The organism is Nocardioides sp. AX2bis, assembly GCF_902506435.1.
Taxonomy (GTDB): domain Bacteria; phylum Actinomycetota; class Actinomycetes; order Propionibacteriales; family Nocardioidaceae; genus Nocardioides.
The window spans coordinates 2,264,952-2,278,562 of sequence record NZ_LR733215.1 but is presented as its reverse complement, the minus strand read 5'-3'; the positions used below and the strand labels follow the sequence as shown (position 1 = coordinate 2,278,562).

Annotated in this window: 13 protein-coding genes and 1 riboswitch; all 13 genes read left to right on the top strand. The window is 73.6% G+C overall.

All coding sequences use genetic code 11. The annotated features are described in order from the left end of the window. Positions 1 to 159: 159 nt before the first annotated feature. Positions 160 to 1,608, top strand: a complete 1,449-nt coding sequence (locus tag GV155_RS10900) for a hemolysin family protein (RefSeq protein ID WP_160007887.1) — start codon at positions 160 to 162, stop codon at positions 1,606 to 1,608. Beyond that, entirely contained in the window at positions 1,605 to 2,666 is a 1,062-nt protein-coding gene (locus GV155_RS10895; protein ID WP_160007885.1) for a hemolysin family protein, read from the top strand. Before GV155_RS10900 ends, GV155_RS10895 begins: the two co-directional genes overlap by 4 nt. A 102-nt stretch (positions 2,667 to 2,768) precedes the next feature. After that, complete coding sequence (locus tag GV155_RS10890) at positions 2,769 to 3,377, top strand: CDP-alcohol phosphatidyltransferase family protein (RefSeq protein ID WP_160007883.1); 609 nt, start codon at positions 2,769 to 2,771, stop codon at positions 3,375 to 3,377. After that, on the top strand, positions 3,370 to 4,356 hold the full coding sequence (locus tag GV155_RS10885) for a DUF881 domain-containing protein (protein WP_160007881.1): 987 nt from the start codon (positions 3,370 to 3,372) through the stop codon (positions 4,354 to 4,356). Before GV155_RS10890 ends, GV155_RS10885 begins: the two co-directional genes overlap by 8 nt. Further along, positions 4,353 to 4,685, top strand: coding sequence for a small basic family protein (locus GV155_RS10880; protein ID WP_160007879.1), 333 nt, complete (start codon positions 4,353 to 4,355; stop codon positions 4,683 to 4,685). Before GV155_RS10885 ends, GV155_RS10880 begins: the two co-directional genes overlap by 4 nt. Next, positions 4,678 to 5,451: a DUF881 domain-containing protein gene (locus GV155_RS10875; protein WP_160007877.1), complete on the top strand. Its 774-nt coding sequence runs from the start codon at positions 4,678 to 4,680 to the stop codon at positions 5,449 to 5,451. The genes GV155_RS10880 and GV155_RS10875 overlap by 8 nt, the downstream gene beginning before the upstream one ends. A gap of 45 nt (positions 5,452 to 5,496) precedes the next feature. After that, positions 5,497 to 5,883 carry a glycine cleavage system protein GcvH gene (gene gcvH, locus GV155_RS10870; protein ID WP_160007875.1) on the top strand — a complete coding sequence of 129 codons (387 nt, stop codon included), beginning with the start codon at positions 5,497 to 5,499 and terminating at the stop codon, positions 5,881 to 5,883. Between the two features lie 151 nt (positions 5,884 to 6,034). After that, positions 6,035 to 6,568, top strand: a complete 534-nt coding sequence (locus GV155_RS10865) for an FHA domain-containing protein (protein WP_160007873.1) — start codon at positions 6,035 to 6,037, stop codon at positions 6,566 to 6,568. An 11-nt stretch (positions 6,569 to 6,579) separates the two neighbouring features. After that, a complete protein-coding gene (ftsR, locus tag GV155_RS10860; protein WP_160007871.1) occupies positions 6,580 to 7,338 on the top strand; it encodes a transcriptional regulator FtsR in 759 nt (252 codons plus the stop codon). 52 nt (positions 7,339 to 7,390) lie between these two features. Further along, the gene (locus GV155_RS10855; protein WP_160007869.1) at positions 7,391 to 7,858 is read left to right on the top strand and encodes a bifunctional nuclease family protein; all 468 of its coding nucleotides are present in this window, start codon (positions 7,391 to 7,393) and stop codon (positions 7,856 to 7,858) included. A gap of 622 nt (positions 7,859 to 8,480) precedes the next feature. Beyond that, entirely contained in the window at positions 8,481 to 9,098 is a 618-nt protein-coding gene (locus tag GV155_RS10850; protein ID WP_160007867.1) for a MerR family transcriptional regulator, read from the top strand. Positions 9,099 to 9,166: 68 nt separating this feature from the next. Continuing rightward, positions 9,167 to 9,283, top strand: a riboswitch (glycine riboswitch). A gap of 174 nt (positions 9,284 to 9,457) precedes the next feature. Next, a complete protein-coding gene (gene gcvP / locus GV155_RS10845; RefSeq protein ID WP_442938867.1) occupies positions 9,458 to 12,280 on the top strand; it encodes an aminomethyl-transferring glycine dehydrogenase in 2,823 nt (940 codons plus the stop codon). Beyond that, a partial coding sequence (locus GV155_RS10840) for a serine hydrolase domain-containing protein (protein WP_160007863.1) occupies positions 12,277 to 13,611 on the top strand: 1,335 nt, incomplete at its 3' end. The genes gcvP and GV155_RS10840, both read left to right, overlap by 4 nt.

Genomic DNA, 13,611 nt, shown 5'->3' with positions numbered 1-13,611 from the left:
GCCGTACGATGGTGGCCCCGGCGCCCGCGCCGATCCGAACCACGACGCGCAGAGGACCCGAGCACCCCGCATGGACGGCCCCGACAGTCCCACCCCCGACCGCCCTCCGGAACCCGGCGGTGCCCCCGGTGACGCCCGCGACGACGTGAGGCCCGGGCGGTGACCGAGCTCCTCCTCCTCGCGCTCGCGCTGGTCCTGGTGGCCCTGTGCGGCGTCTTCGTCGCCGCCGAGTTCTCCCTGGTCACCGTCGACCGCCAGCAGGTCGACCAGGCCGTCGCCGCCGGCGAGCCCGGCGCCGAGGGCGTCCAGGCCGCGCTCAAGCAGCTCTCGACCCAGCTCTCCGGGGCCCAGGTCGGCATCACCGTGACCAACCTCGGGGTCGGGTTCCTGGCCGAGCCGGCGATCGCGTCCCTGATCCGCGGCCCGCTGACCGCGGTCGGGCTGCCCGACGGCGCCGTCGGACCCACCTCGGTCACCCTCGGGCTGGTGATCGGCACCGTGCTGACCATGATCTTCGGCGAGCTGGCGCCCAAGAACCTCGCGATCGCCCTGCCGATGGCCACCGCCCGCGCCACCCAGGCACCGATGCGGCTCTTCACCGCGGCGGTGAAGGCGCCGATCAGCGTGCTCAACGGCTCCGCCAACCTGATCGTGCGGCGCCTGGGCATCGAGCCGCAGGAGGAGCTGCGCTCAGCACGCTCCTCCACCGAGCTGGCCTCGCTGATCGCGCGCTCGGCCGACGAGGGCACCCTCGACCCCGACACCGCCGAGCTGATGGAGCGCTCGGTGGAGTTCGGCCACCGCACCGCCGGGGAGATCATGACCCCGCGGGTGCGGACCCACAGCCTCGAGGCCAACGACCGCGCCGCCGCGGTGATCGAGCTGACCCGGCGTACCGGGCACTCCCGCTTCCCGGTCCTCGACGACGACGACCACGTCGTCGGCACTGTCCACGTCAAGCACGCCGTCGCGCTGCCGCTGCACGAGCGGGCCACGACGAAGGTCAAGCACCTGATGGTGCGACCGATCGTCGTGCCCGACTCGTTGCGCCTGGACCCGCTGCTCGCGCTGCTCCGCGGCGACGGCTTCCAGCTCGCGGTCGTGCTCGACGAGTACGGCGGGCACGCCGGCATCGTGACCCTCGAGGACGTGATCGAGGAGATCGTCGGCGACATCTCCGACGAGCACGACCGCCTCGGCGCCCGCGCCCGCTCCCGGCGCGACGGCACCTGGTCGCTCTCCGGCCTGCTGCGCCCCGACGAGGTCGAGGACCTCACCGGGGTCGCGCTGCCCGAGGGCGAGGACTACGACACCATCGCCGGCCTGGTGCTGAAGGTGCTGGGCCGTGTCCCGGCCGCCGGCGACCTCGCCGAGATCGCCGTCCCCGACACCTCCGACCCCGACTCCCCGCGCGAGCAGCTCGTCGTGCTGACCGTCGAGCGGATGGACGGGCTGCGGGTCGACCGGATCGTGCTCAACGTCCACGAGGGCGACGACTCCACGACCGGGCCCGCCACCGATGCCGGCACCAAGGCCGGCACCAAGGCCGACACCAAGGCCCGGCCCACCGGACCCCGGCCCGAGCGCACCCAGGGAGCACGCGCATGAGCGACTACGCCGGTCTCCTCGTCGGCGCGGCCCTGCTGGCCGCCAACGCCTTCTTCGTGGGCGCCGAGTTCGCCCTCGTCTCGGCCCGCCGCAGCCAGGTCGAGCCCAAGGCCCAGGCCGGGTCCCGGATGGCGCGCACCACGCTGCGCGCCATGGAGCAGGTGTCGTTGATGATGGCCGGCGCCCAGCTCGGCATCACGGTCTGCTCGCTGGGCCTCGGCGCCGTGGCCGAGCCCGCGCTGGCGCACCTGATCGAGCCCGGCTTCGAGGCCCTCGGCGTCCCCGAGGCCTTCGTGCACCCGGTGGCCTTCGTCCTCGCGCTGCTCGTCGTCGTCGCGCTCCACGTCGTGCTCGGCGAGATGGTGCCCAAGAACATCGCGCTCGCGGGTCCGGACCGCGCCGCGATCGCGCTCGGCCCGCCGCTGCTGCTCGTGGTGCGCGTGCTCGGCCCCGTCATCACCGGGCTGAACGCGATCGCCAACGCCGTCCTGCGCTCGCTGCGCGTCGAGCCCCGCGACGAGATCAGCTCCAGCTTCACCCGCGAGGAGGTCGCCGCCCTGGTCGAGGAGTCGCGCGGCGAGGGCCTGCTGGAGAAGGACGAGTACGACCGACTCTCCGGCGCGCTCGGCTTCACCGAGAAGACCGTCAGCTCGGTCGTCCTGCCCGCCGAGGGCCTCACCGTGGTCCGCCCCGGCGCGACGGGCGCCGAGGTGGAGGCGCTCTGCGCGGCCACCGGCTTCAGCAGGTTCCCGGTCGCCGACGACGCCGGCGACCTGGTGGGCTACCTGCACATCAAGGACGTCATCGAGCCCGACGAGGCGCGCCGCGAGGAGGTCGTCGACGCCAAGTGGGTCCGCCCCTTCGCGCCCGTGGCCGCCCACGAGCCGCTCCACGACGCCCTCGAGACGCTGCAGCGCCGCGGGGCCCACATGGCCCGCGTGGTCGACCCGGAGACCGGACGGACCCTGGGCCTGGCCACGCTCGAGGACATGGTCGAGGAGCTGGTCGGGGAGATCCGCGACGCCGCCCACCTGGAGGACCACCCCGCGACCCGCTGACGCGGAGGGCGTCCTCGGAGGGCGTCGGGCCGGTTGCCCTAGGGTGAGCCCGCGGCCGACCGCGCACACCGATCCGGACACCGAGAGAAGCAGGGACGACCCGTGGCGGAGCACGACCCCCCGACCCACGGCGCGTGGACCCTTCCCAACCTCCTCAGCGGGCTGCGGCTGCTCGGCGTCCCGCTGTTCCTGTGGCTGGTGCTGGTGCCCGAGGCCGACGAGTGGGCGCTGCTGCTGCTGGTCGTCTCCGGCCTCACCGACTGGCTCGACGGCTGGCTGGCCCGGCGCCTGAACCAGACCTCCGTCCTCGGCCAGGTGCTCGACCCGGTCGCCGACCGGCTCTACATCCTGGCCGTCGTGCTCGGCCTGGCCCTGCGCGACATCATCCCGTGGTGGATGGCGGTCTCGCTGCCCCTGCGCGACGCGCTGATGTGGCTGCTGGTGCCGATCCTGCGCACCCGCGGCTACAGCGCCCTGCCGGTGCACTTCCTCGGCAAGGCGGCCACCGCCTGCCTGCTCTACGCCTTCCCGCTGCTGCTCCTCGGTGACGGCGAGGGCGTCGTGGCCGAGCTGTCGCTGGTGCTGGGCTGGGCGTTCGCGTTCTGGGGCATCGGGCTCTACTGGTGGGCCGGGATCCTCTACACCTGGCAGGTACGCCGGCTGCTCGCGACCACCGAGCGCCGACGCGGGCGGGACCTCTCCGATGCCTGAGCGCCCCCGGGACGCGGCCCCGGGCGGGACGCCGGACCCGACCGGGCGGGGGCCGGCCGGGCGGCTGCCGGACCGGGTCACCATGCCGCTGCTGACCCTGGTCAACGACCAAGCCCTGGACGAGGACTACGTCGTCGCCGCGCGGCGCCGCCGGGACCACCCGGGGCCGGCGGCAGCACCGGGCGGGGGAGCGGCGGGCCGTACGCCCCGGAGGGCCGCCGCCGTCACCGTCACCGCGGTCGCGGTCTTCGGGGTGCTGCTGGCGACCGCCGTGGTGCAGACGAACCAGGACGCCGACGTGCGCGACGCCGGCCGGTCCGGGCTGATCGCCCGGATCGAGGCCGAGCGGGACCGGGTCGCCTCCGACCAGGAGCTGGTGGCGGCGCTGCGCACGGGGTCCGTCGACGACGAGGCCCGGGCCACCGCGCTGTCGCAGGACCTCGCGGCGGAGGAGTCGCGCCTGCAGCGCCTGCAGACCACCACCGGGTTCGTCGCGGTGCGGGGCGAGGGCGTGCGCGCCACCCTGGACCAGGCCCCGGACGCCGGACCCACCAGCCAGCTGCGCGACTCCGACCTCGCGCTGCTGGTCAACGGTCTCTGGAGCGCCGGCGCGGAGGCCGTGGCCATCAACGACCAGCGGCTCACGGCGCTGAGCGCGGTCCGCACCTCGGGGGTGGCGGTCGAGGTCAACGGCGTCGGCATCGCCCCGCCCTACACGGTCGCGGCCGTGGGCGACCGGGCGACGCTGCAGGCCGACTTCTACGACACCTCCAGCGGGCTGGCCTTCGCCGACCTCGCCGCCCGCTACGCCTTCGACTTCGAGATCGAGAACGCCACCGACCTGGCCCTGCCCGCGGCACCCAACCGTCTGCAGCGGCTACGGTCGGCCACCACGGTCCCCCCGTCCGACCCGGCCGATCCCGTGCCCGCCCCCTCGTCCGACTCCCCGTCCTCAGCCGCCCCGGAGGTGCCGCAGTGATCCCCGTCCTCGGACTGCTCCTCGGCGTGGTGCTCGGGCTGTACGTCCAGCCCGACGTCCCGCTGGGCCTCGAGCCGTACCTCCCGATCGCCGTCGTCGCCGCGCTCGACGCCGTCCTGGGCGGGCTGCGCGCCTACCTCGACGGGATCTTCGACGACCGCGTCTTCGTGATCTCGTTCGCCAGCAACGTGGTGATCGCCGCGCTCATCGTCTACATCGGCGACCGGCTCGGCGTGGGCGGGCAGCTCTCGACCGGGGTGATCGTCGTCCTCGGGATCCGGATCTTCTCCAACGTCGCCGCGATCCGGCGCCACCTGTTCCATGCCTGAGCCCGACGACCGGCCCGAGGAGCGGCCAGACGACCGGCCCGGCGGGACCGGCCGCGACAAGCTGACGCGCGCGGCGCTGCGCCCCTCGCGCCGGCAGGTGGTGGTCGCGGTGGTCCTGGCGCTGGTGGGGTACGGCGTGGTGGTCCAGGTCCGCGCGACCGACGCCGACTCCGACTACGACACCCTGCGCCAGCAGGACCTCATCGACGTCCTCAACGGCCTGGCCGGCACCACCCAGCGCACCCAGTCCGAGATCGAGCGGCTGACCCGCACCCGCGAGCAGCTGCTCGACGAGACCAGCGCCCGCGGCACCGCGCTGCAGGAGGCCCGCGACGAGGTCGACACGCTCACCGTGCTGGCGGGGCTGGTCCCGGTGACCGGGCCCGGGATCCGGATCACCGTGACCGAGGGCGGCGGCTCGGAGGTCACCCTGTCCTCGATGCTCGACCTGGTCCAGGAGCTGCGCACGGTGGGCGCGGAGGCGATCCAGCTCAACGGCGAGGTCCGCGTCGTGGCCCAGACGTCGTTCGAGGACGTCGAGGGCGGCCTGCTGGTGGACGGGACGCTGGTCGAGGCGCCGTACGTCGTCGACGTCATCGGCGGGCCCGACGTGCTCTCCGGCGCCGTGGAGTTCGCGCTCGGCCCCCGCGCGCAGATCGAGGGCGACGGCGCCTCGCTCGAGGTGACCGAGCTCGGCTCGCTCGACGTGGACGCCGTCGTCGAGCAGCAGGAGGCGGAGTACGCCGTCCCCGACGCCGACCAGTAGCCTCACCGACCACCGCCCCACCCGTCCCGTCCCCGAGGAGCCAGCGTGAACCCCGACGACCTGCTGTACACCCCCGAGCACGAGTGGCTGCGTCGCCCCGGCGAGGCCGAGGGCTCGGTCCGGGTCGGCATCACCGACTACGCCCAGGAGGCGCTCGGCGACATCGTGTACGTCCAGCTGCCCGAGGTCGGCGAGTCCATCGAGGCCGGCGGCACCTGCGGCGAGCTCGAGTCGACCAAGTCGGTCTCCGACGTCTACGCCCCGGTCACCGGCCAGGTCGTGGCCCGCAACGAGACGCTGGACGCGACCCCCGAGCTGGTCAACTCCGACCCGTACGGCGGGGGCTGGCTGTTCGAGGTCGTGCCGTCCGACGCCGGTCAGCTCGACGCGCTCCTCGACGCCGCGGCGTACGCCTCCCACACCGACGCCTGACCCGACGCCCGACCCGGGTCGGGCGTCCGAGGACGTCCCTCCTGGACCCTGCCGGGCCGCTCGGGCGGCTGGTAGGTTTCACGCACCTCAAGCCTCTGGTGAGGGTTGAGGCACGGCCATCAGCACACCGACCACCGAACGAGGAGCACCCATGCCGTTCTGCACCGCCTGCGGTCGCCAGAACCCCGACGACGCGCGTTTCTGCGCCCAGTGCGGCACCCGGCTGGTCGGCGCCGACGCCTCCGCCGGCGGTGAGACGCCGGGGGAGACCACGGCGACCATCCAGGTCGGCGCCGTCAGCCCCGGCAACGACGGCGCGAAGACCGACACCTCGGACAAGCTGCGGGCCGTCGACGCGGCTGCGGTGGACGCGCTCCCGCTGGGTCACGCGCTGCTGGTCGTGCAGAAGGGTCCCGGCTCGGGCAGCAGGTTCCTGCTCGACAACGACGTGATCGAGGCCGGCCGTCACCAGGACAGCAGCATCTTCCTCGACGACGTCACCGTCTCGCGCCGCCACGCGGTGTTCACGCGGGAGGGCGACTCCTTCACCGTGGCCGACGCCGGCAGCCTGAACGGCACCTACGTCAACCGCGACCGGATCGAGAAGGTCCGGCTCAACGACGGTGACGAGGTCCAGATCGGCAAGTACCGACTGGTGTTCTTCTCCGGCCACGACCGCAGCTGAGGTCGCTCGGCATGGACCGGACGCCTCGCGCGGCCACCGCACCCGGGGAGGGTGCCTCCGGCGTCGCCCGCCACAACATCGGGCAGGTGCTCGAGGCGCTGCGCCCCGACTACCCGTCGGTGACCATCCCCAAGATCCGCTTCCTCGAGGACAAGGGCCTGATCAAGCCCGAGCGGACCCCGGCGGGCTACCGCAAGTTCAGCGACGCCGACGTCGAGCGGCTGCGGTACGTGCTGCGGATGCAGCGCGACCACTACCTGCCGCTGAAGGTGATCGGCGAGCACCTGGACGCCCTGGACCGAGGGCTCGAGCCGCCGCCGATCGACTCGGTCGTCCCGACGGTGCCGACGGTGGCCCTGGCCGCCGACGGCCTGCCCAGCGCCGCGTCGTTCAACCGGCGTGACGACCTGCGGCTGTCACGGCGCGAGCTGGTCAAGATCGCCGAGATCGACGAGGACCAGCTCGACCAGCTCGAGCAGTTCGGCCTGCTCGCCGTGCGCCCCGGCACCCGCCACTACGACGCCGACGCGCTGGTGGTGGCGCGCACGGCGCGCGAGCTGTCCGACTTCGGCATCGAGCCCCGCCACCTGCGCGCGTTCCGCACCGCCGCCGACCGCGAGGTGGGCCTGGTGGAGCAGGTGACCGCGACTGCCCGCGGGTCGCGCGACCCCGCCGCGAGCGCCCGCGCCCACGAGACGGCCTCCGAGGTCGCGGCGCTGACCGTGCGCCTGCACGCCACCCTGGTCAAGGCGGGTCTGCGTCGTCGCTGACCACCCGGTCCTGGGGCCACGGGTAGCCGGGGGTGCGGAGTAGGGTGACGACGTGCGCGAAGTAGACGTGATGGGTGTCCGGGTCGAGATGCCCTCGAGCCAACCGCTGGTCCTGCTCCGCGAGGTCTCGGGGGAGCGCTACCTGCCGATCTGGATCGGTGCGGTCGAGGCCACCGCGATCGCCTTCGCCCAGCAGGGCGTGGTGCCGCCGCGCCCGCTGACGCACGACCTGATGAAGGACGTGCTGGAGGCCACCGGCAACGAGCTGACCGAGGTCCGCATCACCGAGGTCAAGGACGGCGTGTTCTTCGCGCTGCTCGTCCTCGGCTCCGGCGCAGAGGTCAGCGCCCGTCCCTCGGACTCGATCGCCCTGGCGCTGCGCACCGGCACCCGCATCGTGTGCGCCGACGAGGTGCTCGACGAGGCCGGTCTGGCCGTCCCGGCCGAGCAGGAGGACGAGGTCGAGCGGTTCCGCGAGTTCCTCGACCACGTCACGCCCGAGGACTTCGACCCCGCCTGATCCTCCCAGCGCGGCCGTCACGCCGCGCGGCGTACGCCGTCGGCCGGCGCCGCTGCGCGCGGTGGCCGCGCCACCGAGCCCGCTGTAACGCTGTGTTACGTCGTCTCCGGCGGCCGCATGACGCGGGCGGGGTCCATCGGTCGTAGCAACGGGGTCAGGCTGCTGACGGGGTTGTCAGGAGCTGGTCCAGCTCTTGGGCTGGTGTGCGCATGTTGAGGGTAGGCCGTGGTCTGGCGTTCAGGGTGGCTGCAGCCGCAGCCGCGTCTAATGACAGGCCCGAACACAACAACTCGAAGAACTCATCGCGCTCTTCGTAGGAGACGTAACGCTTCGCCATCTACAACACCTCTGCTCAGGTGTTGCTACGACCATCTGATTCCGCGCGCGATTCCAGACGATGTAACAGAGCGTGACAGCGGCGCGCCTGCCGGCCGCAACCCTCATCCTCAGGTTGAGGGTGAGGGTCTGCGACACGCAGAAGCGGTGTCGTTGACCTCGTCCCGGCGGGGTCCTACCTTGAAGTCCTCCGCGTGTAACTCCACCGCTGTGGTGCGTCCAGTCCTGCTGGTCCGCCCGGCTCCCCGGGAGCTACTCTGCACGGAGCAGACCGACGGAGGACCGCGTGACCGAGCAGAAGCCCCCCGGGGCAGCCAGCAGTGCCACCCAGCCCGACCCCGCAGGTGTCGAGGCCACGGCACGCGCCGAGGAGCAGGGTCTCCTCTTCACCGACGACGTCTCCCCGCTGCCCAGCGACGTCGGCTACCGCGGGCCCACGGCCTGCAACGCCGCCGGGATCACCTACCGCCAGCTCGACTACTGGGCCCGCACCGGCCTGATCGAGCCCACCGTGCGCGGCGCCTCCGGCTCCGGCTCGCAGCGGCTCTACTCCTTCCGCGACATCCTGATCCTCAAGGTCATCAAGCGCCTGCTCGACGCCGGCATCTCGCTGCAGCAGATCCGTACCGCGGTCTCGCACCTGCGTGAGCGCGGCACCGACGACCTGACCCAGGTCACCTTGATGAGCGACGGCGCCTCCGTCTACGAGTGCACCAGCAACGACGAGGTCATCGACCTGCTCCAGGGCGGGCAGGGCGTCTTCGGGATCGCCATCGGCGGTGTCTGGCGCGAGATCGAGGGCACGCTGGCCCAGCTGCCCAGCGAGCGCGCCGCCGAGCCGGGTGCCGCGCCCAGCGCCCGCGACGAGCTCGCCGCCCGCCGTGCCTCTCGCAAGACCGGCTGACCCAGCACGATCAGCAGTGCCCGCCAGATCGGTCGGGCCTGGTCCGTGGGCTAGGCTCGACCTGCTGACGATCCCGCACGGGAGAGTCTTGCCGCCGCACGCCCGGGAGACCGGGTCGCGGTGGGAAGCGCCGAAGGGGCAAATCCTCCCCGGAACCTCTCAGGCGCCCGGACCGTGCGGACCAGGCAGCTCTGGAGCTCCGACGACGGGGTGACAGAGGGGGAGGTGCACGAGTGAGCCCACCCACTCTCGTCCCTCCAGGAGCCTGCGTGTCCGATCTGCCCCGTCTCTCCGAGCTCGACGCGGCCTCGCCGTTCGTCTCCCGCCACATCGGCCCCCGTGAGCACGAGGTGGCCACGATGCTCGACCGCCTCGGGTACGCCTCGCTCGATGAGTTGATGCAGGCCGCCGTCCCGGGCGGGATCCGGGCCGCCGCCGCGCTCGACCTGCCGCCGGCAGCCTCCGAGGAGACCACCGCGCGCGAGCTGCGCGAGATGGCCGCCGCCAACGCCCCGGGCGAGGCGATGATCGGCCTGGGCTACCACGCCACGCTGACCCCGCCGGTGATCCGCCGCAACGTGCTGGAGGACCCCAGCTGGTACACCGCCTACACGCCGTACCAGCCCGAGATCTCCCAGGGCCGGCTCGAGGCGCTGATCAACTTCCAGACCGCCGTGGCCGACCTGACCGGCCTGCCCACCGCGGGGGCGTCCCTGCTCGACGAGGGCACCGCCGCCGCCGAGGCGATGACGCTGGTGCGCCGCGCCGACCGCAAGTCGACCGGCCCGTTCGTCGTCGACGCCGACGCGCTGCCGCAGACCATCGACGTCGTACGCACCCGCGCGGCCGGTCTCGGCATCGAGGTGGTCGTCGCCGACCTCACCGACGGCCTGCCGACCGACCTGGAGCGGGTCTGCGGGACGCTCGTGCAGTACCCCGGCGCCTCCGGCCGGGTGCTGGACCCGCGCGCGGTGATCGAGCAGACCCACGAGCGCGGCGGCCTGGCCGTCGTCGCCGCCGACCTGCTCGGCCTGACCCTGCTGGAGAGCCCCGGCGAGCTCGGTGCCGACGTCGCCGTCGGCTCCTCGCAGCGCTTCGGCGTCCCGCTCTTCTACGGCGGCCCGCACGCCGGGTTCATGGCCGTGCGCGCCGGCCTCGAGCGGCACCTGCCGGGTCGGCTGGTCGGCGTCTCCGTCGACGCGACGGGGCGCCCGGCGTACCGCCTGGCCCTCCAGACCCGCGAGCAGCACATCCGCCGCGACAAGGCGACCTCCAACATCTGCACCGCGCAGGTGCTGCTGGCCGTGGTGGCCTCGATGTACGCCGTCTACCACGGCGCCGACGGCCTGCGCACGATCGCGCACCGCACCCACCGGTACGCCGCCGTCCTCGCCGCCGCTCTCGGCCGCGGCGGGATCAGCGTCGCCCACGAGCAGTTCTTCGACACCCTCGAGGTGCCGGTGCCCGGCCGGGCCGACGAGGTCGTCTCCGCCGCCCGCGGGCTCGGCGTCCAGCTGCGCCGCACCGACGGCGACACCGTCGGGGTGTCCACCTCCGAGGTCACCACCACCGGCACGCTGGCCCGCGTGCTCGAGGCCTTCGGCGTGGAGGTGCCCGACGCCGAGGCGCTGGGCGCCCTCGACCAGGCCACGCCGGACGCGCTGCCCGAGGCCCTGGCCCGCCGCACGGAGTTCCTCACCCACGAGGTGTTCCGCACCCACCGCAGCGAGACCCAGATGCTGCGCTACCTGCGCCGGCTCGCGAACCGCGACTACGCGCTGGACCGCGGGATGATCCCGCTCGGCTCCTGCACGATGAAGCTGAACGCGACCACCGAGATGGAGCCGGTCTCGTTGCCGGGCTTCGCCGACCTGCACCCGTTCGCGCCGGCCGAGGACGCCCTGGGCTACCGGATGCTGGTCGACCAGCTGGAGGGCTGGCTGGCCGAGGTCACCGGCTACGACCGGGTCTCGATCCAGCCCAACGCCGGGTCGCAGGGCGAGCTGGCCGGGTTGCTGGCGATCCGGGGCTACCACCTCGGGCGCGGCGACGAGGCGCGCGACGTGTGCCTGATCCCGTCCTCGGCCCACGGCACCAACGCCGCCTCCGCGGTGATGGCCGGGATGCGCGTGGTCGTGGTCGCCGCCGACGAGGCCGGCGGGGTGGACCTGGCCGACCTGCGTGCCAAGTGCGAGCAGCACGCGGACACGCTGGCCGCGATCATGGTCACCTACCCCTCGACCCACGGGGCGTACGAGGACACCATCGGCGAGCTCTGCGACGTCGTGCACGAGCACGGCGGCCAGGTCTACGTCGACGGCGCCAACCTGAACGCGTTGCTCGGGCACGCCAAGCCGGGCGAGTTCGGCGGCGACGTGTCGCACCTGAACCTGCACAAGACCTTCTGCATCCCCCACGGAGGCGGCGGCCCCGGGGTCGGCCCGGTCGCGGTGCGTGAGCACCTCGCGCCGTACCTGCCCTCCCACGCCGCGCACCCCGAGGTCGCCAAGCGCGAGGGCATCGGCCCGATCAGCGCCGCGCCCTACGGCTCGGCCGGCATCCTGCCGATCTCGTGGGCCTACGTGCGGATGATGGGCGGCGAGGGCCTGACCCGCGCCACCTCGGTCGCCGTGCTGGCCGCGAACTACGTCGCCGCGCGCCTGGGCGAGCACTTCCCGGTGCTCTACCGCGGCCACAACGGCCTGGTCGCGCACGAGTGCATCCTCGACCTGCGCGGGCTCACCAAGGAGACCGGCGTCAGCGTCGACGACGTCGCCAAGCGCCTGGTCGACTACGGCTTCCACGCCCCGACCATGTCGTTCCCGGTCGCGGGCACGCTGATGGTCGAGCCGACCGAGTCCGAGGACCTGGCCGAGATCGACCGCTTCTGCGAGGCGATGATCGCCATCCGCGACGAGGTCCGCCGCGTCGAGGCGGGGGAGTGGAGCGCCGAGGACTCGCCGCTGCGCGGTGCCCCGCACACCTCGCGCGTCCTGGTGGGCGAGTGGGACCGGGCCTACGACCGGCAGCTCGCGGTCTTCCCGAACGGGATCGACCCCGACAAGTACTGGCCGCCGGTCAGCCGGATCGACCAGGCCTACGGCGACCGGAACCTGACCTGCTCGTGCCCGCCGCTCGAGGCGTTCGCGGAGCCGGTGGAGCCGGTGGGGTCCGAGGGGTGAGCGCGCTGCTGGAGCCCACGGCCCGTGCGGCCGTGGGCGTGCTGGCCCGCGCCCAGGTCACCGGGCGGATCCCGTCGCTGGTGGGCGGGATCGTCCGCGACGGCGGCCTCGTCTGGAGCGCTGGCCGCGGCGCCTCGGTGACCGCGCCCTCGGCCGACGGTCTGCGCGCGGACGCCGGCACGCAGTACAAGATCGGCTCGGTCACCAAGACCATGACCGCGGTGCTGGTGATGCTGGCCCGCGAGCGCGGGGACCTGGCGCTGGACGACACCGTGGGGCGCTTCCTGCCCGACGGCCCGTTCGCCGACGCGACCCTGCGCGCGCTGCTCTCGCACTCCGCGGGCCTCACCGCCGAGCCGCACGGCACCTGGTGGGAGCGCTCGACCGGCGGCGACCGCGCCGCGCTGGTCGCGGCGCACGCCGGGGCGGAGCGCGTGCTCGAGACCGGGTCGCAGCACCACTACTCCAACCTCGGGTTCGGGGTCCTCGGCGAGGTCGCGGCCGAGGTGGCCGGCTCGTCGTGGTGGGAGGCGCTCTCCGAGCAGGTGCTCGGCCCCCTGGGGATGACCCGCACGACCTACCAGTTCGAGGAGCCGTACGCCCGGGGCTGGGCCGTCGACGCCCTCACCGGCGAGCTGGTCGCCGAGCCGCTGCCCGACACCGGCGCGATGGCGCCGGCCGGGCAGCTGTGGAGCACCGTGGCCGACCTCGGCACCTGGCTGACCGCCCTGGTCGACCCGGAGGCCTCGGTCCTGCGCGAGGAGTCGCTGGTCGCGATGCGGACCCCGCAGGCCAGCACGCCCGAGGACCGGTCGGGCTCGTCGTACGGGCTCGGCGTCTCGGTCACCGTCGCCGGCGGGCGGATGCTGGTGGGCCACGGCGGCTCGATGCCCGGCTTCACCTGCGGCGTCCTAGTCGACGTCGACTCGCGCACCGGTTCCGTGGTGCTGACCAACGGGGCGTACGGCCTCGGCGGCGCCACCCGCGAGCTGCTCGAGACGGTGCTGGGCGCCGAGCCGCCGCTGCCCCGCGAGTGGAGCCCGACGACGGGCGATGTGCCGGAGGTGGTCCGTGAGGTGCTCGGCACCTGGCACTGGGGCCACGCCCCGTCGGTGCTGCGCTGGGACGGCCGGCGCCTGCAGCTGGCCCCCGCCTCCGGGCCGGGGAGGGCGATGTCCTTCGCACCGACCGACGACCCGGAGGTGTTCGTCGGGACCAGCGGCTACCTGACCGGTGAGACGCTGCGCGTCGAGCGGCACCCCGACGGCTCGGTCAGCCACCTGGGCTGCGCGACCTTCGTCTACACCCGCGTCCCCTACGACCCCCGCGCC

Bases quoted from the DNA above. Each gene is read 5' to 3' on its own strand.
- GV155_RS10895 (WP_160007885.1), top strand. From the start codon at position 1,605: ATGAGCGACTACGCCGGTCTCCTCGTCGGCGCGGCCCTGCTGGCCGCC.
- GV155_RS10885 (WP_160007881.1), top strand. From the start codon at position 3,370: ATGCCTGAGCGCCCCCGGGACGCGGCCCCGGGCGGGACGCCGGACCCG.
- GV155_RS10875 (WP_160007877.1), top strand. From the start codon at position 4,678: ATGCCTGAGCCCGACGACCGGCCCGAGGAGCGGCCAGACGACCGGCCC.
- GV155_RS10865 (WP_160007873.1), top strand. From the start codon at position 6,035: ATGCCGTTCTGCACCGCCTGCGGTCGCCAGAACCCCGACGACGCGCGT.
- ftsR (WP_160007871.1), top strand. From the start codon at position 6,580: ATGGACCGGACGCCTCGCGCGGCCACCGCACCCGGGGAGGGTGCCTCC.
- gcvP (WP_442938867.1), top strand. From the start codon at position 9,458: ATGCTCGACCGCCTCGGGTACGCCTCGCTCGATGAGTTGATGCAGGCC.